Annotated in this window: 22 protein-coding genes; 8 read left to right on the top strand and 14 right to left on the bottom strand. The window is 70.9% G+C overall.

Features of this window, described 5'->3' with window-relative positions:
• Positions 1-19: 19 nt before the first annotated feature.
• Positions 20-1801, bottom strand: coding sequence for an ABC transporter ATP-binding protein (locus tag ACFVJX_RS08290; protein ID WP_384127519.1), 1782 nt, complete (start codon positions 1799-1801; stop codon positions 20-22).
• Positions 1798-3663, bottom strand: a complete 1866-nt coding sequence (locus ACFVJX_RS08285; RefSeq protein WP_384127518.1) for an ABC transporter transmembrane domain-containing protein — start codon at positions 3661-3663, stop codon at positions 1798-1800. The genes ACFVJX_RS08290 and ACFVJX_RS08285 overlap by 4 nt, the downstream gene beginning before the upstream one ends.
• A 269-nt stretch (positions 3664-3932) precedes the next feature.
• On the opposite strand from ACFVJX_RS08285, the gene ACFVJX_RS08280 reads away from it, so the two are divergent.
• Positions 3933-4649 (top strand): hypothetical protein, encoded by a 717-nt coding sequence (locus tag ACFVJX_RS08280; RefSeq protein ID WP_384127543.1) that lies wholly within the window; start codon positions 3933-3935, stop codon positions 4647-4649.
• A 7-nt stretch (positions 4650-4656) separates the two neighbouring features.
• Here ACFVJX_RS08280 and ACFVJX_RS08275 read toward each other — a convergent pair whose 3' ends face one another.
• Both ACFVJX_RS08275 and ACFVJX_RS08270 read right to left on the bottom strand, forming a co-directional pair.
• Entirely contained in the window at positions 4657-7596 is a 2940-nt protein-coding gene (locus ACFVJX_RS08275; RefSeq protein ID WP_384127516.1) for an FAD-binding and (Fe-S)-binding domain-containing protein, read from the bottom strand.
• Positions 7597-7639: 43 nt separating this feature from the next.
• Complete coding sequence (locus tag ACFVJX_RS08270; protein ID WP_384127514.1) at positions 7640-8086, bottom strand: MarR family winged helix-turn-helix transcriptional regulator; 447 nt, start codon at positions 8084-8086, stop codon at positions 7640-7642.
• Positions 8087-8320: 234 nt separating this feature from the next.
• Between ACFVJX_RS08270 and ACFVJX_RS08265 the strand changes: the two genes are divergently transcribed.
• The 5 genes from ACFVJX_RS08265 (at position 8321) to mltG (ending at position 13951) form a co-directional block, all read left to right on the top strand.
• A complete protein-coding gene (locus ACFVJX_RS08265) occupies positions 8321-10126 on the top strand; it encodes an ABC transporter ATP-binding protein (RefSeq protein WP_384127512.1) in 1806 nt (601 codons plus the stop codon).
• A 71-nt stretch (positions 10127-10197) separates the two neighbouring features.
• On the top strand, positions 10198-10926 hold the full coding sequence (locus tag ACFVJX_RS08260; RefSeq protein WP_384127510.1) for a TetR/AcrR family transcriptional regulator: 729 nt from the start codon (positions 10198-10200) through the stop codon (positions 10924-10926).
• Positions 10927-10991: 65 nt separating this feature from the next.
• Positions 10992-12134 (top strand): FAD-dependent oxidoreductase, encoded by a 1143-nt coding sequence (locus tag ACFVJX_RS08255; protein ID WP_384127509.1) that lies wholly within the window; start codon positions 10992-10994, stop codon positions 12132-12134.
• A gap of 44 nt (positions 12135-12178) precedes the next feature.
• Positions 12179-12931 carry an alpha/beta fold hydrolase gene (locus tag ACFVJX_RS08250; RefSeq protein WP_384127507.1) on the top strand — a complete coding sequence of 251 codons (753 nt, stop codon included), beginning with the start codon at positions 12179-12181 and terminating at the stop codon, positions 12929-12931.
• Positions 12932-13111: 180 nt separating this feature from the next.
• Positions 13112-13951 carry an endolytic transglycosylase MltG gene (gene mltG / locus ACFVJX_RS08245; protein WP_384127505.1) on the top strand — a complete coding sequence of 280 codons (840 nt, stop codon included), beginning with the start codon at positions 13112-13114 and terminating at the stop codon, positions 13949-13951.
• Between the two features lie 37 nt (positions 13952-13988).
• Here the strand turns inward: mltG and ACFVJX_RS08240 are convergent, their stop codons facing one another.
• The 6 genes from ACFVJX_RS08240 to ACFVJX_RS08215 all read right to left on the bottom strand — a co-directional run bounded on the left by ACFVJX_RS08240 (position 13989) and on the right by ACFVJX_RS08215 (position 19422).
• Positions 13989-15077 carry an NAD(P)-binding domain-containing protein gene (locus ACFVJX_RS08240; protein WP_384127504.1) on the bottom strand — a complete coding sequence of 363 codons (1089 nt, stop codon included), beginning with the start codon at positions 15075-15077 and terminating at the stop codon, positions 13989-13991.
• 114 nt (positions 15078-15191) lie between these two features.
• Complete coding sequence (locus ACFVJX_RS08235) at positions 15192-16400, bottom strand: LLM class flavin-dependent oxidoreductase (protein WP_384127502.1); 1209 nt, start codon at positions 16398-16400, stop codon at positions 15192-15194.
• Complete coding sequence (locus ACFVJX_RS08230; protein ID WP_384127501.1) at positions 16397-17425, bottom strand: ABC transporter substrate-binding protein; 1029 nt, start codon at positions 17423-17425, stop codon at positions 16397-16399. Before ACFVJX_RS08230 ends, ACFVJX_RS08235 begins: the two co-directional genes overlap by 4 nt.
• 33 nt (positions 17426-17458) lie before the next feature.
• Entirely contained in the window at positions 17459-18253 is a 795-nt protein-coding gene (locus ACFVJX_RS08225; protein WP_384127500.1) for an ABC transporter ATP-binding protein, read from the bottom strand.
• The gene (locus ACFVJX_RS08220; protein ID WP_384127498.1) at positions 18226-19128 is read right to left on the bottom strand and encodes an ABC transporter permease; all 903 of its coding nucleotides are present in this window, start codon (positions 19126-19128) and stop codon (positions 18226-18228) included. The genes ACFVJX_RS08225 and ACFVJX_RS08220 overlap by 28 nt, the downstream gene beginning before the upstream one ends.
• Before the next feature lie 210 nt (positions 19129-19338).
• The gene (locus tag ACFVJX_RS08215; protein ID WP_311307964.1) at positions 19339-19422 is read right to left on the bottom strand and encodes a putative leader peptide; all 84 of its coding nucleotides are present in this window, start codon (positions 19420-19422) and stop codon (positions 19339-19341) included.
• A 93-nt stretch (positions 19423-19515) separates the two neighbouring features.
• Here ACFVJX_RS08215 and ACFVJX_RS08210 point away from each other — a divergent pair, with 93 nt between their 5' ends.
• Positions 19516-19938 (top strand): secondary thiamine-phosphate synthase enzyme YjbQ, encoded by a 423-nt coding sequence (locus ACFVJX_RS08210; RefSeq protein WP_384127497.1) that lies wholly within the window; start codon positions 19516-19518, stop codon positions 19936-19938.
• A gap of 302 nt (positions 19939-20240) precedes the next feature.
• On the opposite strand, the gene ACFVJX_RS08205 is transcribed toward ACFVJX_RS08210, so the two are convergent.
• Positions 20241-21791: an alpha/beta hydrolase gene (locus ACFVJX_RS08205; RefSeq protein ID WP_384127495.1), complete on the bottom strand. Its 1551-nt coding sequence runs from the start codon at positions 21789-21791 to the stop codon at positions 20241-20243.
• Positions 21792-21963: 172 nt separating this feature from the next.
• Positions 21964-22611, bottom strand: a complete 648-nt coding sequence (locus ACFVJX_RS08200) for a hypothetical protein (protein ID WP_384127494.1) — start codon at positions 22609-22611, stop codon at positions 21964-21966.
• Positions 22612-22755: 144 nt separating this feature from the next.
• On the opposite strand from ACFVJX_RS08200, the gene ACFVJX_RS08195 reads away from it, so the two are divergent.
• Complete coding sequence (locus tag ACFVJX_RS08195) at positions 22756-23367, top strand: TetR/AcrR family transcriptional regulator (RefSeq protein WP_384127492.1); 612 nt, start codon at positions 22756-22758, stop codon at positions 23365-23367.
• A gap of 445 nt (positions 23368-23812) precedes the next feature.
• Here the strand turns inward: ACFVJX_RS08195 and ACFVJX_RS08190 are convergent, their stop codons facing one another.
• Together ACFVJX_RS08190 and ACFVJX_RS08185 are read right to left on the bottom strand one after the other, a co-directional pair.
• Entirely contained in the window at positions 23813-24253 is a 441-nt protein-coding gene (locus tag ACFVJX_RS08190) for a hypothetical protein (protein WP_384127491.1), read from the bottom strand.
• A gap of 56 nt (positions 24254-24309) precedes the next feature.
• Positions 24310-24486 carry a hypothetical protein gene (locus ACFVJX_RS08185; RefSeq protein ID WP_384127490.1) on the bottom strand — a complete coding sequence of 59 codons (177 nt, stop codon included), beginning with the start codon at positions 24484-24486 and terminating at the stop codon, positions 24310-24312.
• Positions 24487-24577: the final 91 nt, after the last annotated feature.

The following is a 24577-nucleotide window of genomic DNA, read 5'->3' as shown; positions in this document are numbered from 1 at the left end:
AGGAGGGGACGCAGGCCGCTCAGCCGTGCCAGGACCGCCAGAGCGCCGCGTACGCGCCGTCCGCCGCCACCAGCTCGTCATGGCTGCCCAGCTCACTGATCCGGCCCTGCTCGACGACCGCGATCACATCCGCGTCGTGCGCCGTGTGCAGCCGGTGGGCGATGGCCACGACCGTACGGCCGTCCAGCACCCGGGCCAGCGAGCGTTCCAGATGACGGGCCGCGCGCGGATCGAGCAACGACGTCGCCTCGTCCAGCACCAGTGTGTGCGGGTCGGCCAGCACCAGCCGGGCCAGCGCGATCTGCTGGGCCTGTGCCGGGGTGAGAGCCAGACCGCCCGAGCCGACCTCGCTGTCCAGCCCCTCGTCCAGGGCCCTGGCCCAGCCGTCGGCGTCGACCGCCGCCAGCGAAGCCCACAGCTGTGCGTCCTCGGCGTCGGTACGGGCCAGCAGCAGGTTGTCCCGCAGCGAACCCACGAACACGTGGTGCTCCTGGTTGACCAGCGCCACATGCGTACGCACCCGCTCCGCGGTCATCCGCGACAACTGCGCACCCCCCAGCGAGACCTCGCCGGTACGGGGGGCGTAGATGCCGGCCAGCAGCCGGCCCAAGGTGGACTTGCCCGCGCCCGACGGGCCGACCAGCGCCAGCCGGGTGCCCGGAGCCACGTCCAACGACACCTTGTGCAGCACGTCGAGACCTGCCCGGTAACCGAAGCGCACCTCGGCGGCGCGCACATCACGGCCGTCGGGCGCCACCGCGGCGTCGCCGGCGTCGGGCTCGATCTCGCGCACACCCACGAGCCGGGCCAGCGACACCTGGGCGACCTGCAACTCGTCGTACCAGCGCAGGATCAGCCCGATCGGGTCGACCATCATCTGCGCGAGCAGCGCACCCGTCGTCAGCTGCCCGACGGTCAGCCAGCCCTCGATCACGAACCAGCCCCCGAGCATCAGGACCGCGCCGAGGATCGTCACGTACGTGGCGTTGATGACGGGGAAGAGCACGGAGCGCAGGAACAGCGTGTAGCGCTCCCACGCCGTCCACTCCCTGACCCGCTGGTCCGACAGGGCCACGCGGCGGGCACCCAGCCGGTGCGCCTCCACGGTCCGCCCGGCATCCACCGTCTCAGCCAGCATCGCCGCGACCGCCGCGTAACCGGCGGCCTCCGAGCGGTACGCGGACGGCGCCCGGCGGAAGTACCAGCGGCAGCCGACGATCAGCACCGGCAGCGCGATGAGCACCGACAGCGCCAGCGGGGGAGCGGTGACGGTGAGCGCGGCGATCAGCAGCCCCGCCCACACCACACCGATGGCCAGCTGCGGCACGGCCTCCCGCATGGCGTTGGCGAGCCGGTCGATGTCCGTGGTGATCCGGGAGAGCAGATCGCCCGTCCCCGCCCGTTCCAGCACACCGGGCGGCAGCCGGACCGACCGTACGAGGAAGTCCTCGCGCAGATCGGCCAGCATCTCCTCACCGAGCATCGCACTGCGCAACCGCATCATGCGGGTGACCACGGTCTGGATGACCAGTGCGATCGCGAAGATCACGGCGGTGCGCTCCAGATGGAGGTCGGTGACCCCGTCGGACAGGTCCTCGACCAGCCCGCCCAGCAGGTAAGGACCGGCGATCGAGGCGACCACGGCCACCGTGTTGAGCAGGGTGACCACGGCGAACGGCCGCCGGTGACGCCGTATCAGCTCCCTCGCATACGTTCGTACGGTCGTGGGGGTACCGACCGGAAGAGTCGTAGCCGACTCCGGTGCGGCCGGGTCGTAGGCAGGTGGCGCGACGCCGATCATGCCCTCTCCTCGATTTCCTCGATGGTGCCGATCGCGGTGACCGCGTCGATCGTCCGGTCCGTGTCGAGCGCGGCCGGGACCGCGATCTCGTCATCGGTCTCGCGGGTGACGACGGCCCGGTAATGCGGTTCGCCGAGCAGCAGTTCACGGTGGGTACCGACAGCCACCACCGTGCCGCCGCGGACGAGCGCCACCCGGTCCGCCAGGTCCAGCAGCAGCGGCGACGAGGCGAACGCCACCGTCGTACGGTCCTTGCGCAGCGCCTTGATGCCCGCGGCCACCCGTGCCTCGGTGTGCGAGTCGACGGCGGACGTCGGTTCGTCGAGCACCAGCGCCTCCGGATCGGTCATCAGCGACCGGGCCAGCGCGAGGCGCTGACGCTGGCCGCCGGAGAGCGACCGGCCGCGTTCGGTGATCCGGGTGTTCATCGGATCGCCGCCGGAATCGACGGACGCCTGCGCCAGCGCGTTCAGCACGTCGTCGCACTGCGCGGCTGACAGCGCGTCCTCGGCCCCCACCCGGCCCGACGACGGCACGTCCAGCAGTTCGCGCAGGGTGCCCGAGAGCAGCACGGGATCCTTGTCCTGGACCAGAACGGCGGTCCGCGCGGCGTCCAGTTCCAGTTCGTCCAGGGGGACGCCGCCGAGCAGCACGGACGGCACCTCGTGGTCCGCCGGCTCCTCGCCGGACGCCCCGTCCTGCGCCACCGACGGCTGTGCGTGGCCGCCCAGCCGGTCCGCCAGGCGCCCGGCCTCGTCCGGATCGCCGCAGACCACCGCGGTGAACAGGCCCTCGGGCGCCATCAGTCCGGTGACCGGGTCGTACAGATCCCCGGCCGGTGACGCGTCGACCGTCGAGGGACGGGCGACCCGGCTCAGCGAGAGCACCCGGACCGCGCGCTGCGCGGACGGCCGCGAGAAGGAGTACGCCATGGCGATCTCCTCGAAGTGCCGCAGCGGGAAGAGCAGCAGCGTCGCCGCGCTGTACACGGTCACCAGCTGACCGACGTCGATCTTCCCGTCACGGGCCAGCGAAGCCCCGTAGGTGACCAGGGAGATCAGCAGCACGCCCGGCAGCAGGACCTGGATCGCCGAGATCAGCGACCACATCCGCGCGCTGCGCACGGCAGCCTTGCGGACCTCCTGCGAAGCGCGCCGGTAGCGTCCCAGGAACAGCTCCTCGCCGCCGATGCCACGCAGCACCCGCAGCCCGGCCACGGTGTCCGAGGCCAGTTCGGTGGCCTTCCCGGCTTTCTCGCGCTGGAAGTCGGCGCGGCGGGTGGCCCGGGGGAGCAGCGGCAGCACGCCCAGGGCGAGTACCGGCATGGCGAGTGCCACGAGCACGCCCAGCGAGGGCAGGTAGAGGACGAGCCCGACACAGATGATGACGAGAGCGGCAGCGGCGGCGGCGAAACGGGAGAGCGCCTCGACGAACCAGCCGATCTTCTCCACATCACCCGTGGACACGGCGACGACCTCGCCCGCGGCGACCCGGCGGGTCAGCGCCGAACCGAGCTCCGCGGTCTTGCGGGCCAGCAGCTGCTGGACCCGGGCGGCCGCGGTGATCCAGTTGGTGACGGCGGTCCGGTGGAGCATGGTGTCGCCCACGGCGATCAGTACGCCGAGTACGGCGATCAGCCCACCGGCCAGCGCGAGCCTGCCGCCCGACCGGTCGACGACCGCCTGGACGGCGAACCCGACGGCGAGCGGCAGCCCGGCGATGGCGCACTGGTGGAGCAGACCCCAGGACAGGGACTTGAGCTGTCCGCGGATCTGGTTACGGGCGAGCCAGATCAGAAAGCGAGGGCCCGACCGGACATCGGGATCGCCGGGATCCGAGTACGGAAGATCGCGAATTTGCATGACGTCCCAAAGATTCGGAAGGAACTGAGGCCCACGAGGGCCTCCAGATACACGGCTGAACAGGTGGGGGGACCAAACCGTGCAATCCTCGCGTCCCGCCGGGGGCGCGGCAAACCCTTTTACGCGCACGGAGTGCGGCGGGCGCCGACGGGTCCGGGGCCGCGGGGGGTAAAGATTCGGCACGCATCCGCTGCCGCCCGCACGGATGGGTCAGGCCGGCCGCCACGGAGTGCGACCATGGACGGATGCTTATAGCCGGTGCGGTACGAGTGGTGGTCTCGGCGGCCGCCTGCGGTGTTCTGCTCACGACCCTGACGTCGTGCGGAGACGGACAGGACGCGAAGAAGGGCGACGCGCGGTCGGCCGAAGCCCGCAAGGACAAGGACGAGGCGAAGACCGTCGACCTGAAGCGCATTCCGGACGTCGGCGACCGGCTGCAGTCGCAGATACCGGCCGACTCCCGCCAGGTCGTCACCGTCTACGGCGCGGGCAAGAACTCCGCCGACTCCACCGTCGTGCTCTACACCAGGACCGGTTCCACCTGGGACAAGGTCGCCGGCTGGAAGGCCCACAACGGCAAGAAGGGCTGGACCGCCGACCACCACGAGGACGACAAGCGCAGCCCGGTCGGTGTCTTCACCCTCAGCGACGCGGGCGGCGTACTGCCCGACCCGGGCGCCCGGCTCCCGTACACGGAGTCCGCGTCCATCCAGGCCCCGCACTACTGGGCCAAGTCCCACTGGCACGACTTCGACTACGTCATCGCCATCGACTACAACCGCGTCAAGGGCACCGCTCCCAACGACCCGACGCGCCCCCAGGGACAGACCAAGGGCGGCAGCATCTGGCTGCACATGGACCACGGCAGCGGCACATCGGCCTGTGTGAGCCTGCCGAAGGCCGGCATGGAGAAGCTGCTGCGCACCCTGGACCCGAAGCAGCACCCGGTCGTGGTCATGGGGGACCGCGCCGGCCTGCGGGCCTGAGCGGACTTCAGGCCGGACCGGAACCGGGCCGGGTCGCGCGCTCCAGCTCCAGCAGCGCCGAATAGTACGAACGGCCCGTCGCCCGGTCCATGCCGATCTCGCACATCCGGTTGGCCGACAGATACGCGTCGTACTCCCGGGTGTTCACCTCGGCGGCCTCCTTCGCTGTCGCCGAGGCCGTCAGCTCCTCGTGCAGCATGCCGCGGTCGCCCGCGAACCCGCAGCACGCCGCGTCGTCCGGGATCACGACCTCCCGCGCGCACGCCTGCGCGACCGCCCGCAACTGGCCCACATCGCCGAGATGTTCCATCGAGCACGTCGGATGCAGGACCGCGGAACCCGCCGTGCGCAGCACCGTCAGCTCCGGCAGGAGTTCGTCGGCTGCCCAGACCAGGGAGTCGACGACGGTCAGCTCACGGTGCAACTCCCGGTTCTCATCGGTCAGGTACGGCTCCACCTCGTGGGCGATGCCCAGCGTGCACGAGGAGGCGTCGACCACAAGCGGCAGCCTCCCGCCCGCCGTCCAGCCCCAGGCGGCCTCCACGATCCGGTTGGCCATCACGGCGTTCGCCGTGTCGTACCCCTTGGAGTGCCAGATCGTGGCGCAGCACGTCCCGGCGACGTCCTCGGGGATCCAGACCGGCTTCCCCGCGCGCGCGGACACGGCGACCACGGCCTGCGGCAGGGACGGGACACGATGCCCCTCGGGCCCGCCGAAGATGCGGTTCACGCAGGCCGGATAATAGACCGCGACGGCACCGGCCCGTGACGTACGGGGAAGCGCACGGGCCGCGACCCGGGGGATCTCCGGGAGCCACGCGGGCATCAGATCGGGGCGCACCGCCCTGCGGGCGAGACCGGTGACGCCTTCGAGCAGCCGGTCGTCGATCCGGCCGGCAGCCGCGACCGCGAGCCGGGCCGCCGCCTCCACGGCACGGAAGTGCTTCGCCGTGAGCGCGGCGATCCGTTCCTCGCGCGGCGAGTGCCGCTGATGGCGGAAGTTCTTCATCATGACGCCCGTGTCGATCCCGACCGGGCAGGCGAGCTTGCAGGTGGAGTCACCCGCACAGGTGTCGACGGCGTCGTACCCGTAGGCGTCCAGCAGTCCGGTCTCCACCGGCGAACCGTCCGGCTGCCGCATCATCTCCCGGCGCAGCACGATGCGTTGACGAGGCGATGTGGTCAGGTCGTGGCTGGGGCACGTCGGTTCGCAGAATCCGCACTCGATGCAGGGGTCGGCCACCGGCTCGACGCGGGGGATGGTCTTCAGGCCGCGCAGATGGGCCTTCGGGTCGCGGTCCAGGACGATCCGGGGCGCCAGCACCCCGTCGGGGTCGATGAGCTGCTTGGTCCGCCACATCAGTTCCGTCGCCCGGGGGCCCCATTCCAGCTCCAGGAAGGGCGCGATATTGCGGCCGGTGGCGTGTTCCGCCTTGAGGGATCCGTCGAACCGTTCCACCGTCAACGCGCAGAAGTCCGCCATGAAGGCGGCGTACCGGTCGACGTCGGACGGCTTCGCCGCGTCGAAGGCGAGCAGGAAGTGCAGATTGCCGTGCGCCGCGTGGCCCGCGACGGCGGCGTCGAAACCGTGCTCGGCCTGGAGCGCGAGCAGCGCCTCGCAGGCGTCGGCAAGCCGGGAGGGCGGTACGGCGAAGTCCTCCGTGATCAGCGTCGTACCGGACGGCCGGGAGCCACCGACCGCGGTGACGAAGGCCTTTCGGGCCTTCCAGTAACCGGAGATGGTGCCCGCGTCGCGGGTGAACTCGTTGGTCACCGAGGTGACGGGCCTGACCAGTTCCAGTCGGCGCACGACACCGGCCGCCGCGCTTTCGTACGCGTCCTGTGCCGCCTCGTCCGGGGCGCGGAACTCCACCAGCAGCGCCGCCGTCGTCTTCGGCAGCCCGGCCCAGTCGGCCGGTACCCCCTGGACGCTGACGGAGGCCCGCAGGGTGTTCCCGTCCATCAGCTCGACGGCGATGGCGCCCGCTTCGTTGAACAGCGGTACGGCGGCCGCCGCCGCGGTCAGCGAGGGGAAGAAGAGCAGGGCCGTGGAGACGCTGCGGTCCAGCGGCAGTGTGTCGAAGACGACCTCGGAGATGAAGCCGAAGGTCCCCTCCGACCCGATCATGAGCCCGCGCAGGATCTCCACGGGCGTCGAGCCGTCCAGAAAGGCGTCCAGCCGGTATCCGTTGGTGTTCTTGATCTCGTACTTGGCCCGGATCCGGGCGGTGAGCCCGGCATCGGCCTCGATCTCGGCCTTCAGTGCGAGCAGTCCGGCGCACAACCGCGGCTCCGCGTGCGCCAGGTCCACGTCCGCCGAGGGATCACCGGTGTCCACCACCGTGCCGCCGGGCAGCACGAAGGTGAGCGAGGAGACGGTCCGGTACGAATTGCGGCTGGTGCCCGCCGTCATCCCGGAGGCGTTGTTGGCGACGACCCCGCCGATCGTGCAGGCGATCGCGCTGGCCGGGTCGGGGCCCAGCAGCCTGCCGTGCCGGGCGAGGGTGGCGTTGGCCCGCATGACCGTCGTCCCCGGCCTGATGCGGGCCCGCGCGCCGCCGTCCAGGACCTCGATCCCGGACCAGTGCTGCCGAACGTCGACGAGGATGTCCTCGCCCTGCGCCTGGCCGTTCAGGCTGGTGCCCGCGGCCCGGAAGACGACGTTGCGGCCCTTGCCGTGCGCGTACGAGAGGATCGCGGAGACGTCGTCGATGTCCTCGGGCACGAGCACGACCTGGGGCACGAACCGGTAGGGGCTGGCATCGGAGGCGTACCGCACCAGGTCGGAGACCTTCCAAAGGACCTTCCTCGGCCCCAGCAGAGCGGTCAGCTCCGCCCGCAGCGGCTCGGGGGTGCCCGGAGCCTGCTCGTCGGGCACCCGGTCGTGGGCGGGGCTGCGCATCGCACCGGGGCTCAGGGCTTCCGGCTTCGGCTCCAGCAACGGCATGTCGAGGTCCCCTCGGCGGCTCGGTGCGGCCTTGCGCACCCGGTCAGCAGCGGCGGCGCTCCGGCATTCCGTCGACCAGAGCGGTCAGCAGCCCGCCGAGCACCTCGCGCTGATCGGCGGTCAATGGAGCCAGGATCTCCTCTGCGGCCGCCCGGCGCCCGTTGCGCAGCGACCGGAGCGTGGCGATGCCCTCGTCCGTGATCTCGATCCGGACCACCCGGCGGCTGTCCGGATCGGGGGCGCGGCGCACCCGGCCGCTGGCCTCCAGACCGTCCACCAGGGTGGTGACGGCGCGCGGGACCACGTCGAGCCGCTGGGCGAGATCCGCCATCCGTGGCGCACCGTCGTACTGGGCGACGGTGCGCAGCAGCCGGAACTGCGCGGGTGTGATGCCGGCCGGCTCCAGCTGACGCCCCTGAATGCGCTGGAGCCGGCGGGTCAGCCGCAGCAGCTGTTCGGCGAGCAGGCCGTCGGGGTCGGGGGAATCCATACCGGGAACAATATCAGGACCTGGGTCATTGTGAGTAGAGGTAACAATGAGCTATGCTCCTATCTGCCCGATCGTCGCAAGCCCCGTGAACCGCGGATCCGCAGACCCGCACACGCGCGGCCCGCGAATCCCGACCGGGCCGCCGGTCACGGCGGTCGTCGACCGCTGCGCGCATACCGCCGCAGACGGTCGCACCCGTTCTTCCCTGTTGTCGCACGCCTGACGAAGGAGCCCATGAAACCCGACGAACCCACGTGGACACCCCCGCCCCGGGATGCCGGCCAGCCGCCCGCCGAGGTGCGCCGCATCCTCCGCCTCTTCCGTCCGTACCGCGGCCGCCTCGCGCTGGTCGGACTGCTCGTCGGCGCCTCGTCGCTGGTGTCGGTCGCCTCACCGTTCCTGCTGCGCGAGATCCTCGACACCGCCATCCCCCAGGGGCGGACCGGACTCCTCTCGCTGCTCGCTCTCGGCATGATCCTCACCGCGGTGATGAACAGCGTCTTCGGCGTGCTCCAGACCCTCATCTCCACCACCGTCGGCCAGCGTGTGATGCACGACCTGCGGACCGCCGTCTACGCGCAGCTCCAGCGGATGCCGCTCGCCTTCTTCACCAAGACCCGTACCGGCGAGGTCCAGTCCCGGATCGCCAACGACATCGGAGGCATGCAGGCCACCGTCACCTCGACGGCGACCTCGCTGGTCTCCAACCTCACCGCGGTCATCGCCACCGTCGTCGCCATGCTGGCGCTCGACTGGCGGCTCACGGTCGTCTCGCTGCTCCTGCTGCCGGTCTTCGTCTGGATCAGCCGGAGGGTCGGCCGCGAGCGCAAGAAGATCACCACGCAGCGCCAGAAGCAGATGGCCGCCATGGCCGCGACGATCACCGAATCGCTCTCCGTGAGCGGCATCCTGCTGGGCCGCACCATGGGCCGGTCGGACTCGCTCACCAAGGGCTTCGCCGAGGAGTCCGAGCGGCTGGTCGACCTCGAGGTCCGCTCCAGCATGGCCGGACGCTGGCGGATGTCGACGATCGGCATCGTCATGGCCGCCATGCCGGCCGTCATCTACTGGGCCGCGGGCATCACCCTGCAGTCCAGCGGGCCCGCCGTCTCCATCGGGACGCTCGTCGCCTTCGTCTCGCTCCAGCAGGGCCTCTTCCGGCCCGCCGTGAGCCTGCTCTCCACCGGGGTGCAGATGCAGACGTCCCTCGCGCTCTTCCAGCGGATCTTCGAGTACCTGGACCTCAGGGTGGACATCACCGAGCCGGAGAACCCGGTCCGGCTGGAGAAGATCAGCGGCGAGGTCCGCTTCGAGAACGTCGACTTCAGCTACGACGAGAAGAGCGGCCCCACCCTCAGTGGTGTCGACGTGGCCGTGCCCGCCGGCAGCAGCCTGGCCGTCGTGGGCCCCACCGGTTCCGGGAAGTCCACCCTCAGCTATCTGGTGCCGCGGCTGTACGACGTCACCGGGGGGCGGGTCACGCTCGACGGCGTCGATGTGCGCGATCTGGATTTCGACACCCTCGCCAGAGCCATCGGGGTGGTCTCCCAGGAGACGTACCTCTTCCACGCCTCCGTCGCCGAGAACCTGCGCTTCGCCAAGCCCGAGGCCACTGAAGCGGAGATCGAGGCGGCGGCCCGCGCGGCCCAGATCCACGACCACATCGCCTCACTGCCCGACGGATACGACACCCTGGTCGGGGAGCGCGGCTACCGGTTCTCGGGTGGCGAGAAACAGCGTCTGGCCATCGCCCGTACGATCCTGCGCGACCCGCCGGTGCTGATCCTCGACGAGGCGACGAGCGCCCTGGACACCCGTACCGAAGCCGCCGTGCAGGAAGCCATCGACGCGCTCTCCGCCGGACGCACCACGCTCACCATCGCCCACCGGCTGTCCACCGTGCGGGACGCGGACCAGATCGTCGTCCTGGACGGCGGACGGACCGCGGAACGCGGCAGCCACGAGGAGTTGCTCGAACAGGACGGGCGCTACGCCGCACTGGTCCGCAGAGACGGCCGCCTCACCCCCGCGGCGGGCTGAGGCGGCCGGAGCCGTTCGTCGAAATATTGAACGAACTTGTTCGTTACGAACATGTTCGTTATGGTGGGCGTATGACCTCTCGACCCCCCGCGTCCCGCAGTCGCCGTGAACGGCCGGCGAAGTCGGCCCTCACTTACGAGGGCATCGTCGCCACCGCGGTGGCGCTCATGCGCGCCGAGGGCCTGCATCGCGTCACCATGCGCCGCCTGGCGCAGGAACTCGACACCGGACCGGCGTCGCTGTACGTGTACGTGGCGAACACCGCCGAACTGCACGCGGCGATCCTGGAAGAGTTGCTGGGGGAAGTCGACCTGAGCCCGGCGGAGACCGCCACTCCGGACGCCGCCGCTTCGGACACCGTCCCCGACGAGGACTGGCGCGAGCGGCTCGCGGAGGTGCTCGGTTCCTACACGCGCATTCTCTTCGCGCACCCCAGCCTGGCCCAGTCCGCCCTGGTGGCACGTCCCGTGGGGCCGAACTACCTGGCCCTGGTCGAGGCGATCCTCGCCCTCCTGCACGAAGGGGGAGTGCCCGGGGCGCAGGCCGCCTGGGGGGTGGACGTACTGCTGCTGGTGGCCACCGCCACCGCTGCCGAGCAGTCCACGCGTGACCGGTCGTCCGACGCGGAAGAGGAGTACGACGCGCTAGTCGCCGCACTGCATGACGTCAGCGCCACGACATACCCGCGGATCGCCGCGCTCGGCACCGAGCTGGTCTCCGGATCCCCCGAACAGCGCCTGGCCTGGACCTTCCGCACCGTCATCAACGGTGCGCGGAGCACGCCGGTCACCACGGACTGAACGCCCCGGCGCGCGGCGGACCGAACCCCGCGGCCGGCATTCCCGTACAAGACGGAGGCACCACCATGACCACCACACACCACCCCATCGCGATCATCGGCGCCGGCCTCGGCGGACTGACCCTCGCCCGTGTACTGCATGTGAACGGGATCCAGGCCGCGGTCTTCGACCTCGAGGACGGCCGCGACGCCCGCACCCAGGGCGGCATGCTCGACATTCACGAGGAGACCGGCCAGGCCGCCCTGCGCGCCGCCGGGCTCTACGACCTGTTCCGCGAGAAGGTCCACCCGGGCGGCGAAGCCACGCGGGTCCTCGACCGGCACGCCACGGTACTGATGGACGAGGCGGACGACGGCGACGGCGGCCGTCCCGAGATCGACCGGGGAGACCTGCGCGACCTGCTGCTCGACTCGCTGCCCGAAGGCACCGTGCGCTGGGGCAGCAAGATCACCGACGCGAGGGCGGCCGGAGCCGCGGGGCACGAGGTCACGCTTGCCGACGGCACCGTCTTCACGGCCGGTCTGCTCGTCGGGGCCGACGGCGCGTGGTCCCGTGTCCGTCCGCTGCTCTCCGACGCCCTGCCCGCCTACACCGGGATCTCCTTCGTGGAGATGGACCTCTTCGACGCCGACGACCGCCACCCCGAGTCCGCCGAACTCATCGGCGGCGGGATGCTGTTCGCCCTCGGCGACCACCGGGGATTCCTCGCACACCGGGAGTCCGACGGCAGCCTGCACGTCTACGCCGCGCTGCGGGCCGCCGAGGACTGGCTGTCGACGATCGACTTCACCGACACCGAGGCCGCCAAGACGGCGCTGGCCGCGCACTTCGAGGACTGGGCTCCGGGCCTGCGACGGCTCATCACGGACGCCGACGGCCCGCTCGTGCCGCGGCTCATCCACGCGCTGCCCGTCGGGCACCACTGGAAGCGAACCCCGGGCGTCACCCTGCTCGGCGACGCCGCACATCTGATGTCGCCCTTCGCGGGCGAGGGCGCCAACCTCGCCATGATCGACGGAGCCGACCTGGGCCGGGCGCTAGCCGCGCACCCGGGTGACACCGAAGCCGCGCTGGCCGGATACGAGGCGCCCCTCTTCACGCGGAGCCAGCAGACCGCCCAGGATTCCGCCGACAGCCAGGAGATGATCTTCAACGACCGGGCACCGCAGCCGCTCGTGGACATGTTCGCCTCCTTCGCCGCGCAGTGACCCCCCGAACGTCCGATCCCGCACGGAAGAAGGGCCGATCCGCCATGCCGCCTTCCCACACCCGCCACACCCTGAAGGTCTCCGGCGCAGAACTGGACGTGCGCGTCACGGGCGACGGCCCGCCCGTCCTCCTGCTGCACGGTGCGCCCGGCCCCGACAGCGTCCAGCCCGTCGCCGATCACCTGGCCGGCCGCCACCGGGTGATCGCCCCCACCCATCCCGGCTGGGACGGCACCGAGCGCCCCGCCGGTCTCGACTCCGTCGGCGGCCTCGCCGAGATCTGTCTGGCCCTGCTGGACGAGCTCGGCACCGGCCCGGTGGCCTTGGTCGGTACGTCCTTCGGGGGCTGGATCGCCGCCGAGACGGTCCTGCGCGACCGGGACAGGCGCATCGAACGGCTGGTCCTGATGGATGCCATCGGCCCCCTCGTCCCCGGGCACCCGATAGCCGTGCCCGGTGGGGGACCAGGCGGGCCGATTCCCCCGCAGGCACCCGGTGGCGCGCCGTCCGGTCCGCCACCGGGCGTTGGCCCGCAGCCTGCCGCGATGGCGGCGCTGCGCGCGTACGCGGGTGCGGACATGCGGGACCCGGGTCTCCTCGGACGCCTGCGGGCCGTCACCTGCCCGGTGCTGGTCGTCTGGGGCGAGAACGACCGGGTCGCCAGCCCCGATTTCGGTCGCGCCTACGCGGCCGCGTTCGGCGACGCGCGGTTCGAACTCATCGCAGGCGCGGGCCATCTGCCCGTCCGTGAGCAGCCCGCCGCCACGTTCGCGGTCCTCGACGGTTTTCTCGACTGACCGGACGGCGCACACGACGGCGCCGCCGCTCCCCGTCCCGCGGGAGCGGCGGCGGAGGCGGGCACCGGCCGGACGAGCCGGCCCAGGAAGTGGACGACGCCGGTGATCAGTGCCTCCGGGGCGCGTGTCGCCGGAGGCGGGGTACCGGACGGGGCGATCGGTGCGAGATAGCGTGCCCGCATGGTGAACGCGTCCCCGGACACCCCACCCCGTCGCAGGATCCGCCCGACCCGGCGGGGCCGGCTGGTTCTGCTCGTCGGCGCCCTGATCGTCCTAGTGGCGGCGGCCGCCGTGATCGTGCCGCTGCTGACGAGGGAACAGACGACCGAACCGACCCGTTCCCTGGTGATTCCCGAGGGGTGGCGGGCCTCCCAGGTGTACACGGCCGTGGACAAGGTCCTGGGTGAACCCTCCGGCACCACACGGAAGGCGGTCGCGACGGCCGACCTGCCCCTTCCGGCCGAGGCGAAGGGCAACCCCGAGGGCTACCTCTTCCCGGCCACGTACCCGGTGACGTCCCGTGCGACCCCCGCGAGCCTGCTGCGCTACATGGTGGACACGGCGGTCGAACGGTTCGGCGCGGACCGCATCAAGGCCGGGGCGCGGCGCAACGGGGTGACGGTCTACGAGACGGTGACGATCGCCGGCATCGTCCAGGCCGAGGCGGACACCGCCACCGACATGGGCAAGGTGTCCCGGGTGGTCCACAACCGGCTCGCGCACGACATGCCGCTCCAGATGGACTCCACGCTCAACTACGCGATGAACCGCAGCACCCTGGACACCACCACGGGCGACACGAAGATCGACAGTCCGTACAACAGCTACGAACGCAAGGGACTGCCGCCCACGCCCATCGGCAATCCGGGGGAGCAGGCGATGGCGGCGGCGACCAGCCCCACGGCCGGGCCCTGGCTCTACTTCGTCACCGTCGGACCGGGAGACACCCGCTTCACGAGCGACTACGCCGAGCAGCAGCGAAACGTCGCGGAGTTCAACCGCAACCGGCGCGCCGGCTGAGCGAAGGCACCGTCTCCGCCGTCGGGCAGCCACGTGTTCAGGCCGCGGGAGCCGCCTGTTCCACAATCGGCTCGGGCCGCTCCAGCAGCTGCCCGATCGCGTGCACCGCCGCCCGTCCCGCCCGGTTGGCGCCGATCGTGCTGGCGGAAGGCCCGTACCCGACGAGATGGACGCGCTCGTCGCGTACCGCCTGTGTGCCCTCGATCCGTATGCCACCACCGGGTTCGCGGAGCCTCAGCGGGGCGAGATGGTCGATGGCGGGCCGGAAGCCGGTGGCCCAGAGGATGACATCGGCTTCGACCTCGCGGCCGTCGTCCCAGGCGACTCCGGCCGGCGTGATCCGGTCGAACATCGGCAGCCGGTCGAGCACCCCCGACTCGCGGGCGTGCCGGACGGCATCGGTGATCGGAAGCCCGGTCACGCTCACCACGCTCTGCGGCGGCAGTCCGCGGCGTACCCGCTCCTCGACCATGGCGACGGCGGCCCGTCCCCGGTCCGCGTCGAAGGGGCCCTCCCGGAAGACCGGCGGACGGCGGGTCACCCAGAAGGTGTCCGCGGCCACCTCGGCGATCTCCATCAGATGCTGGGTCCCGGAGGCGCCGCCGCCCACCACGACCACCCGCTGCCCGGTGAAACCGGCGGGCCCCGGATAGTTCGCCGTGTGCAGCTGGCGGCCCCGGAAGGTTTCCTGGCCCGGATAGCGCGGCCAGAACGGCCGGTCCCAGGTCCCCGTCGCGCTGATCAGGGCCCGTGCCGCGTAGGTGCCCTCGGACGTCTCCACGAGCAGCCGCCGGCCCTCGCCCTCGCGCACGGCGCTCACCTCGACCGGCCTGTGCACCCGCAGATCGAAGGCGCGTTCGTACGCCTCGAAGTACTCGCCGATCACCTCGGACGACGGCCTGGTGTCATCGGCGCCGGTCAGCTCCATACCGGGCAGCGCGTGCATGCCGTGCACCTTGCCGTACGTCAGTGACGGCCAGCGGAACTGCCACGCCCCGCCGGGGCGCGGAGCGTGGTCGAGCACCACGAAATCGCGGTCCGGCTCAAGACCCGTACGGCGCAGGTGATAGGCGCCGGACAGACCTGCCTGTCCGGCGCCTGTCACCACGACATCCACTGACTGCACCCCGGCATTGTTCACGCTTCTACCAACAGCGCCGGTGCCGTGGATCTTCCCGCGCCGGCCGACCGCGACGACCGACCACTCCCGCCGGCCGACCGCCCTCGCCGGCCCAAGGGTTCAGCGCCCCCCGGCGACCAGCAGCGGAGCCCCGCCCGGCGCGGATGCCGGACGGCCGTTCGCCGCCGGCACCCCCAGCAGTGGGGACGCCGGTACGGTCGACAGCAGCCCCCGGGACGCCAGCTCTGGCGTGACGCCCTCGCCGAACCAGTACGCCTCCTCCAGATGCGGGTACCCGGAGAGCACGAAGTGCTCCACCCCCAGGTCGTGGTACTCCTCGATCCGGTCCGCCACCTCCGCGTGGCTGCCGACCAGCGCGGTACCCGCGCCGCCCCGCACCAGGCCGACACCCGCCCACAGGTTCGGTGCGATCTCCAGCTTGTCGCGCGAGCCGCCGTGCAACGCCAGCATCCGCTGCTGCCCCACGGACTCGCTGCGCCCCAGTGCCTGCTGCGCCGCGGCGATCGTGTCGGCGTCGAGGTCGCCGAGCAGCCGGTCGGCGGTCGCCCACGCCTCGCGCGAGGAGTCGCGCGAGATGGTGTGCAGCCGGATGCCGAAGCGGACCGTACGGCCCTGCTCCTCGGCGAGACCCCGGATCCAGTCGATCTTCTTCTTCACTTCGGCCGGCGGCTCGCCCCAGGTCAGATAGACATCGGCGTGCGCGGCCGCGACCGGCCCGGCGGCGGCCGACGAGCCGCCGAAGAAGATCTCCGGCAGCGGGTCCGGCGGCAGCGCCGTCAGCCCGCCCTCCACCTGGTAGTGCTCACCGTCGAAGTCGTAGGGCTGCCCGCTCCACGCGCCCCGCACCACCGACAGGAACTCCGCGGTCCTCGCGTAACGCCGGTCGTGGTCCAGATGGTCGCCGAACCTCCGCTGCTCCGTGGAGTCACCGCCCGTCACCACGTTGAGCAGCAGCCGCCCCCGGGTGATCCGCTGGTACGTCGCGGCCATCTGCGCGGCGAGCACCGGCGAGATGACGCCGGGCCGGAACGCCACCAGGAACTTCAGCCGCTCGGTGTGCTGGGCCAGCGCCACCGTCGTCAGCCAGGCGTCCTCGCACCAGGTGCCGGTCGGCGTCAGCACGGCCTCGAACCCGAGCTGCTCCGCGGCCTTGGCGATCTGCGCCAGGTACTCGATATCGGGTGCGCGCACCCCGCTGACCGGAGTGATCCGGTCCCGCTTGATCCCGCCGTCGGTGTACGCGTGCCGGTCGACGAGGGTGCGTCCGTCGCCGCCCGTGGGGAGGAACCAGTGCAGGTGGACGTTCATGAGGAGGCCTTTCCGTACGAGCGGGGAGCTGCCGAGGAGGCCGGCAGGTCGCGGTTGAAACGGGTGTCGACGTAGTCCTTGAAGGAGAAGCGGTGCGGAATGAGCTTCAGATCGGCGAAGGTGTCCGCGATCTCCTGCTCGGAGGCGATCGCCGCGGGATCGATGGCGACGGGTACCCGGGTGCCTGCCGTCAGCTTCACCGCGTCCAGCGCGACCTCGTAGGGCAGCCCGGTCTCCTTCGCCCAGACCTTCGCCCATGCCTCGGGGTGCTTGAACACCCATGCCTGTGCCCGGTTCAGACGGACCAGCAGATCGCCGATGGCCTTGGACTTCCCGGACTCCTTGAGCGCGGCGGGCGAGGCGACCTGGAAACCGAGCCCGTTGACGACGCCCTCACCCGTGGTCAGCACCCGCGCCTTGCCGCCCTGGAGCACCTGAGAGGTGTACGGGTCCCAGATCGCCCAGGCATCGACCTTGCCCCGGCTGAACGCGGCCAGGGCGTCCGCCGGCTGGAGGTAGTTCAGCTTCACGTCGGAGATGCCGAGCCCGGCCTTCTTCAGCGAACTGATCAGCTGGAAGTGGGCGGAGCTGCCCTGGGCGACGGCGATCGACTTGCCCTTGAGCTGGGCCGGGTTCCGCAGCGGTGAGTCCTTGGGCACCACGATCGCCTCACCGGCCGACGAGCCGTGCGTGGCGCCGACCACGGCGATCTTGGAGCCGGCGCCTGCGGCGAAGACCGGCGGGGTGTTGCCGACCCCACCGATGTCCACGGCACCGGCGTTGACCGCTTCCAGCAGAGGTGGTCCGGAGGTGAAGGTGGACCATTTGATGCGGTAGTCGAGGTCGTCGAGCTCTCCGGATGCGCGCAGGATGGCTTCGTAACCACCCTTCTGGTCACCGATGTTGAGCGTGACACTGCCCTTGCCGTCGGTATTGGCCGCCGTCGAGGCGGAGGTCGCTCCACCGCAGGCGGTGAGCAGCAGGGTGAAGGGCAGCAGCAGGGCGGGCAATGTACGGCGGTTCATATCGGTCTCTCTCCGGTCCGGGCAGATGGGTGTTCAGGAGGTTTCCGCGGGAGCGGGTTCCGCGGGCGAGGGGGCTGCCTCCACGCCGAGTTCCGCGAGCAGCCGGGTGCGCAGCGCGGCGAACTCGGGGGTGCCGGGGCTGCGCGGCCGGTCCAGGCCGACCGGCGTCTCGTACGCGATCACGCCGTCGCGCATCACCAGCGCACGGTCGGCGAGCAGGAGGGCCTCGTCCACGTCGTGCGTGACGAGCAGCACCGCACAGCCGCGGCGCTGCCAGAGCTCGGCCACCAACTGCTGGGCCTTGATCCTCGTCAACGCGTCGAGTGCGCCGAACGGCTCGTCGAGCAGCAGCAGATCGGGCTCACGGACCAGCGCCCGGGCCAGCGAGGCGCGCTGCGCCTCACCGCCGGAGAGCGTCCGCGGCCAGGCCCCGGACCGTTCGGCGAGCCCCACCTCCGCCAACGCCTTCTCGGCCACGGCGCGTTCGGGCTTCCCCGGCAGTCCGAGCAGAACGTTGCGCCAGACCCGCTTCCATGGCATCAGCCGCGGCGCCTGAAAGGCGACCGCCCGCCGCTTGGGGACCAGAACCGTCCCCCGTATCTCCCGGTCCAGGCCCGCGAGCACCCGCAGCAGGGTCGACTTCCCGCATCCGCTGCGTCCGAGCAGCACGGTGAACTCCCCGGCGCGCAGGGTGAGATCGAGCCCGTCGACCACGGCCCGGCCGTCGAAGGAACGGGTCAGCCCCTCGACGCGTACGGCCGCCTCCGGCAGTCCGCCGGCCGGTGCGGGGGAGGGTGCGGTCACTGGCCCGTGAAGGTCGGTCGCCATTGCAGCAGCAGCCTTTCGAGAATGCGGACGATGACATCGGCGGTGAGGCCGAGGAAGGCGTAGACGACCAGGCAGACGACGATGACGTCCGTACGGAAGAACTCGCGGGCCTGGTTCATGAGGAAGCCGATCCCGGCGTCGGCGTTGACGGACTCGCCGAACACGAGCGCCAGCCAGGCGGTCGCCAGCGAGTAGCGCAGCCCGGTCATGGCCCCGGGCAGCGCCCCGGGAAGCACCACGTGCCGCACCAGACCCCAGCGCCCGAGCCCCAGGGACTCGCCGGCCTCGATGAGTTGAGGATCCACACCGCGAATGCCCGCGTACACGTTGAGATAGAGATGAAAGGCCACCCCGAGCGCGATCAACGCCACCTTCGGGGCCTCGCCGATCCCCAGCCAGATGATGAAGAGGGGGATCAGCCCGACCCAGGGAACCGTGCGCAGCATCTGCACACTCGCGTCCACCAGGTCCTCGCCGAGCCGGGAGAGCCCGGACACCAGCGCGAGCGCGGTCCCGACCGCGCCCCCGAGCAGCAGCCCCACCGCGACCCGCTGGAGCGAGATCGCCATCGCCGAGGTCAGCGTCCCGTCGGCGATCAGGTCCGACCCCGCACGGGCGATGGTGCCGGGTGAGGCCAGCACGTCCGGATGCAGTACGCCCGTGGCACTGAGGATCTGCCACAGGGCCAGCAGCAGCAGTGGCCCGACGGTGCGCCGGAGCCACCGCGGCACGTTCCGCAGCCGCACCCCGCGGGCCGTCGCGGGGGTCACGGGTACCAGTTCGAGCGGACGAGCCCGGTCCGAATCCTCCAGGTCACCTGATTTCGCGGATTCAGCTGATATGTCGGGTGGGGCGAGAGCATGGTCGAGGGTCATGGGGGCTCCACGAGCGGTTCATGGGCAGGGCAGTGCCCCGGCACCCGGGCGCGCGACAGCCGCGCCGTACCGGTGGGGACCGCTGGGGATCCATCGCGGGCGTTCGGCGGGGTGGCGCGTCACGGGAGAAGAGAGGCAGGACGCTTACGACGTCAGGAGCGGATGGGCGAATCGCGCCCGGTCACTGACGGGACATGCGCTGAGAGGACGTCAGCAGCCGCGACAACACGCGGCGGAGGCCACCCGCAGCAGGTCGATGTGACCGCGCGAAGTGAGCAGAGCTGATCGGAACATGGCGCTGAACGTAGCGATCCGTTGAGGAAGCGGTCAATGGCGTCTCGGCACGTGGACGCGCGATCTTGCGGTACGGGCAGCAGAATGAGAGCCATGTCCACTGCCTTCAGCACCACGGTCCTGCACATCACCACGGGAACGACGGAGACCGTCACCGACCTGACCCCCGACTGCGAGCAGTTCCTCACCCGGACGGCCCCGGGCCGTGACGGCCTGCTCAACATCTTCGTCCCGCACGCGACCGCCGGTATCGCGATCCTGGAGACCGGCGCGGGAAGCGACGACGACCTGCTCTCCGCCCTGCACACGCTGCTCCCCGCCGACGACCGCTGGCAGCACCGCCACGGCACCCCCGGCCACGGCCGCGACCACGTACTCCCGGCCCTGGTGCCGCCGCACGCGACACTGCCGGTGATCGCGGGGCGGCTGGAGCTGGGTACTTGGCAGTCGGTGTGCCTGGTGGATACGAACAAGGACAACGCCGACCGTCAGGTGCGGCTGAGCTTCCTGGGCTGACCAAGATCGCTCCCAGGGGGCGGGGCCCTGAAGTAGGTTGCGTGAGGACCTTCCGGCGATTCCCGGTGGATCGAGCGCATGGCGTCCGGGCGCGGCGCATCGCAAGGCGAAGGAGCGTCCGCATACTGGATGTACGGGGACGCTCCGGCAAGGTGACGAGGTGCCTTAGCTGTCGTCGGGCACCCGACGGGAAATGCGGGCCGGCCCTTAGCTGTGGCCTTGAACATCAGTCAGCCTGCGAGTACGTCCTTCCACTTTTCTGAGTTCACGCTATGCGTATGCGGGTGACGGTCGGCTGTGATTCAACGCTTCGCAGGGACAAAGGGGCGGGTGGTTGCGGGCGTGTCCGTCTTGCACACGGTGCCGTCGGCGGGGTGGGTGCCGTGGAGGAGTGCGGCGTCCACTGCTTTGTTGACACACGAGTTGATGCCGTAGGAGCCGTGTCCGACCCCTTCACGTGTGAGCAGGACGGCGGAGTCCAGGGTTCGGGTCACGTTCTCGGCCCAGTGGTGGGGGGTGACGGGGTCCAGTCGGCCTGCGACCACCAGTGCCGGGGGCGCACCGGCGCCTGTGGGCGGCTTGGTGACGCGGTCCTTGTTCGGCGCGGGCCACCGAGCGCAGTTCAGGGCGGAGTAGGCGGCCCGGGTCCCGATCCGCCTGGCCTCATGAACAGCCTTGGTGGCTGCGGCCTTGTGTGCGGCGACGCCGACCGGGGTGTGCCAGTCGGCGCAGCGCACCGCGGTGTGGGCTTCGAACATCGCGGTGGGGACAGGGAAGGGGGATACCGTGACGCTGCTCCAAAGGGTGTGGAGGGGCGCGCCGTTGCCCTTCTGCGCGGCCAGCAGTGCCGAGGTCAGCAAGGGCCAGGTGTTCTGGTCGCCGGCCAGGGCTCGGGTAGCTTCCAGGGCCATGGCGCCGTCGAGTTCGCCGCCGGGGGCGGTCCCCTTGCCGGGTGCGATCTTCAGCGGCTTCGCTTCCAGCGTGTCGATCAGGGTGTCGAACGCGGCCTGTGGGTCGCCTGCCCCGAACGGGCACACGGCGGTCCCTTCGGTGCGGCAGGTCTTGAACCAGGCGTTGAGGGTTCGTTCGCTTGCCGCGGCGACGTCGTTCTGAAAGGGGAGGGGGTTGTCGAACCACTGGGTGGTGTCGACGGGCGCGTCGAGCACCATCTGGCGGACGCGGTGAGGGAAGAGGGTGGCGTACATCGGGCCGACCACGGTCCCGTAGGACAAACCGTAATACGTGATCTTGTTCTCGCCGAGCGCGGAACGGATCTGGTCGATGTCGCGGGCTACGTTGTCGGTGGACAGGCTGGCCAGGAACTTCTTGCTCTGGTGCTTGACGCAGCCGTCGGTGAACGCGGCGGCATCGGCCAGCAGTCGCGGCAGAGGTTTCCCCCCGGGGATCGCCGGGTCGAAGGCGGTGCCGGTGGCGTCAGCTCGCTGCTTGTCGGTCAGGCAGCGAACGGCGCGCGATTGGCCGACGCCGCGAGGGTCCATCGCGATGATGTCGAATCGTGCGAGCGCAGCGGGCGAGAAGGCGCCGGGAGTGCCGGCCGTCTTGGGCAGGTTACGCAGGGTTTCGGTGGCGGAAACTCCGGGCCCGCCCGGGTTGAAGACCAGACTGCCGATGCGCTGGGCGGGATCGGTGGCCCGGTGCCGCATGACCGCGAGCGGGATCTGCGCGCCCTCGGGCTCGGTGTATTCCTGCGGCACCTTGATCGTGGCGCATTCGAAATCCTTCCCGCATGCGCTCCACGTGAGCGGGTTCGGGGACGGCGCGGAGGCCGACGCGCCCGCCGCGGACGTGTTGCGCGGCTCTGAGGTGCCGGACGAACATCCGGTCAGGACCATGAAGGCTGCGGCGAACGCCGCCCCGTACCGGGTGGCGGTCCGGGGCCTCGAATGGATCATGATCATCTTCCTTTCGTCCCGCTTGTGTCATTGCGTGCGGCCGGGCTGTGCCGGTAGCGCGGGAAGCCGGCCGAGGGGGCCGGCGAGGTCGCGCCTTCCTTGCTCCGGGGAATCAGTGACCGGCCGTGTCGAGCAGGGGGGAGTGCCGCAGGCGGAGCGCGCGTTCCATGCTCGCCAGAACGGCTCCGCCCCCCAGTGCGAGGTTCAGCCAGATCGGCAGGTGTATCGGGGAATCGAATGTTCCGACCTGCTGTGTGACGGGAGGGATGTGTGAGATCGGTTCAGCGAGCTGCAAAAGGTTCAGGCCCACACCGATGACCAGCAGCAACACCGATCCGGCGGCGATCGCCCGGCTCAGTCCCGGATGGCGGGCACCGAAGCGTGCCCGCCATCCCTCTGCCGAGGCCGGGTCGGGCGTGAGCTGACGCGGCGGTCCGCCCAGGGGGCGGTAGTTGCAGCGCCTGATGCCGTAGTTGCTCATCGCCACCTCGATGACGCCCTCCTCGGCCGGGAAGGCCGCGGGCAACTTCGACTCGGCCACGTGCCTGCCGTCCAGGAACAGATGCGCCCGGATCCTGCTGGTGTCCCATCGCGCCCCGTGCCGTACGTCGACGGCGTACAGGCGGGCGTGGCTGCCGGCACCGGGGAGCTGTAGCCAGAACAGGGAACGCAAGGGGAGGTGCCACCAGCGGAACCGCTGCAGTTCCCTGCCGTCTCCCGGCTTCAGGCGCCTCGATGCCGCCCACTGTTTCCACCCCATGCTCCGCGCACTCCTCAGCACCTCGGCCGCACCCTCACTAGTACAGCGTGTCAGTGGAACGCTAGCACGCTGTACTAGTACGGCGTGCTAGTACGGCGTGCTAGTACAGTTGAGAAAGGTGGGAGAACTGAAGGAGAGCGGAGCATGGAAACGCGGGAGAAGATCCTCCGGGCCGCTGCGGAGATGATCGCCGAGGACATGACGGCCAAGCTGAGCGTGCGCGCGGTCGCCGCGCGTGCGGGAGTGAGTACCGGCTCGTTGCGGTTTCACTTCCCCACTCAGCGCGCCCTGCAGGACAGCCTGCTCGCACGGATCTACGCAGATCTGCTGCCCGGCGACCCGATCCGGGACCGGACGCTGCCGCCCCGCGAACGGCTGCTGAACTGTCTGCGACAGGTTCTCGCACCGCTCGGCACCAACGAGGACGCGCGAACCGCATGGAGCACGATCTATCGGAACTTCATCGAACCCGAGCCGACCGGACCGGTACGCGCCGCGTACCTTGCCCATGAGCGGGAGGCGGAGCGTCTGGTCGAACACTGGCTGGCTGCGCTCGCCGACGAAGGCGCACTGCCCCCGGGAGACCACACCCGCAACGTCAGGTTCCTTCTCACCGTCCTCAACGGACTCTCGGTCGAACGCGCCCTGCCCACCCGCGAATCCGTCCTCATCGCCGAAACCGAGACCCTCAACGCCGCCGTCGACCACGTCCTCTCCACCGGCCCCGCACCATCCGCCGGGCCGACTCGGCCGTGAACCGGACCAGCCACCCCTCCGCGCCGAGGCGCGAGACCACGGTGCGACTGGCACCGGCGTGGACGGACCGGCGCGGACGGACCGGCGCGGACGGACCGGCATGGTCGGCGGCAAGGAAGGGACCCCGCCCCAGTCCTACGCTCCAGGCAGCAGCTTCGAGCAGTAGGGGCGGCGCGGCGTGCAGCGGCACCTCGTACTCCTCGTACACCTCGGACGGACGGCTACAGGTGCCCGGGCGCCAGCCATCCTCGGGGTGCCTTAACGGAGTTCGGTGGACACGAAAAAGGACAACGCCGACCGTCAGGTGCGGCTGAGCTTCCTCGGCTAGTGGGTCGCGCCGGGCGGGGTCGTGAAGCAGGGGGAAGCCCGGCCGCGCCGACCGTGAACGGGCGGCCGAGGGCTCCTGAATCCGGTTCAGCTCGACGAGGGTGTGTGCCGGGGTTGGTCAGCGGCGGCCGGTGGACAGCGTGACGAGGAACTGGCCGCCGCCCGGCTCGATGCCGGCGGTCACCGGCAGCCCCGGCACCAGTCGGGAGAACCGGTCCACCAGCCAGTCCGCCGCTTCCTGGGCGTCCCGCCTGGTCGGACAGCGGCCCACCATCTCGCGGCCCCCCTTGCGCTCCAGCCTGCCGGCCACGGTGATCAGTGGCGCGGGTTCGACCACGTAGAGGCGGTCCGGCCAGGCGATGACCACTTTGACCGCGCCCTTGCGGGTGTTGCATCCGCGGTGTGCGAGCCGCTCGGCGACCTTGGCCTTCCGGTCGGCGGTCCGGCTGTCGACACTGGGCCCCCGCGGGTCGTTCACCGACTCGTCGGGGTCGACCGCTTCGTCACACACCCAGCAGCGCCAGCCGTCGCGCTCGGCCACATCATCAAGGAGACTCATCCGAGCAAACTAGCGTGCTCGGAAGCCCCCTGAGCACCAGGGCTCCGGCGGAGTCCTCACAGCTGCACGCAGCGGACCTCGTCGTCCGCGGAGCGCCTGCCGGGCGGCGTTCTGGTGCAGCCGTCCTCCGGGGCCCTCCCGCGGGTGGCGGTGTGGCCGATCGCGGTCGGGAAACGCACGGCCTGCGCGACCAGGGCGCGGTCCGGGGCGAGGTACGCCGTGGGCCCGGTCACGGTCGCCGAGGAACCGCGGCGCAGGCCCGTGTTCCATGGCGGGAGGCCCGGTGCTCACGGGCACCGGGCCTCCCGTCGATCGCTGCGAACC

The sequence above is a fragment of the Streptomyces sp. NPDC127177 genome (assembly GCF_042672475.1).
Classification (GTDB): Bacteria; Actinomycetota; Actinomycetes; order Streptomycetales; family Streptomycetaceae; genus Streptomyces.
This window is presented reverse-complemented; position numbering and strand designations above follow the sequence as displayed.

Coding starts and splice junctions, on each gene's coding strand:
- ACFVJX_RS08290 (WP_384127519.1), bottom strand. CDS start 1,801: ATGATCGGCGTCGCGCCACCTGCCTACGACCCGGCCGCACCGGAGTCG.
- ACFVJX_RS08285 (WP_384127518.1), bottom strand. CDS start 3,663: ATGCAAATTCGCGATCTTCCGTACTCGGATCCCGGCGATCCCGATGTC.
- ACFVJX_RS08275 (WP_384127516.1), bottom strand. CDS start 7,596: ATGCCGTTGCTGGAGCCGAAGCCGGAAGCCCTGAGCCCCGGTGCGATG.
- ACFVJX_RS08270 (WP_384127514.1), bottom strand. CDS start 8,086: ATGGATTCCCCCGACCCCGACGGCCTGCTCGCCGAACAGCTGCTGCGG.
- ACFVJX_RS08265 (WP_384127512.1), top strand. CDS start 8,321: ATGAAACCCGACGAACCCACGTGGACACCCCCGCCCCGGGATGCCGGC.
- ACFVJX_RS08260 (WP_384127510.1), top strand. CDS start 10,198: ATGACCTCTCGACCCCCCGCGTCCCGCAGTCGCCGTGAACGGCCGGCG.
- ACFVJX_RS08255 (WP_384127509.1), top strand. CDS start 10,992: ATGACCACCACACACCACCCCATCGCGATCATCGGCGCCGGCCTCGGC.
- ACFVJX_RS08250 (WP_384127507.1), top strand. CDS start 12,179: ATGCCGCCTTCCCACACCCGCCACACCCTGAAGGTCTCCGGCGCAGAA.
- mltG (WP_384127505.1), top strand. CDS start 13,112: ATGGTGAACGCGTCCCCGGACACCCCACCCCGTCGCAGGATCCGCCCG.
- ACFVJX_RS08235 (WP_384127502.1), bottom strand. CDS start 16,400: ATGAACGTCCACCTGCACTGGTTCCTCCCCACGGGCGGCGACGGACGC.
- ACFVJX_RS08230 (WP_384127501.1), bottom strand. CDS start 17,425: ATGAACCGCCGTACATTGCCCGCCCTGCTGCTGCCCTTCACCCTGCTG.
- ACFVJX_RS08225 (WP_384127500.1), bottom strand. CDS start 18,253: ATGGCGACCGACCTTCACGGGCCAGTGACCGCACCCTCCCCCGCACCG.
- ACFVJX_RS08220 (WP_384127498.1), bottom strand. CDS start 19,128: ATGACCCTCGACCATGCTCTCGCCCCACCCGACATATCAGCTGAATCC.
- ACFVJX_RS08215 (WP_311307964.1), bottom strand. CDS start 19,422: ATGTTCCGATCAGCTCTGCTCACTTCGCGCGGTCACATCGACCTGCTG.
- ACFVJX_RS08210 (WP_384127497.1), top strand. CDS start 19,516: ATGTCCACTGCCTTCAGCACCACGGTCCTGCACATCACCACGGGAACG.
- ACFVJX_RS08205 (WP_384127495.1), bottom strand. CDS start 21,791: ATGGTCCTGACCGGATGTTCGTCCGGCACCTCAGAGCCGCGCAACACG.
- ACFVJX_RS08200 (WP_384127494.1), bottom strand. CDS start 22,611: ATGGGGTGGAAACAGTGGGCGGCATCGAGGCGCCTGAAGCCGGGAGAC.
- ACFVJX_RS08195 (WP_384127492.1), top strand. CDS start 22,756: ATGGAAACGCGGGAGAAGATCCTCCGGGCCGCTGCGGAGATGATCGCC.
- ACFVJX_RS08190 (WP_384127491.1), bottom strand. CDS start 24,253: ATGAGTCTCCTTGATGATGTGGCCGAGCGCGACGGCTGGCGCTGCTGG.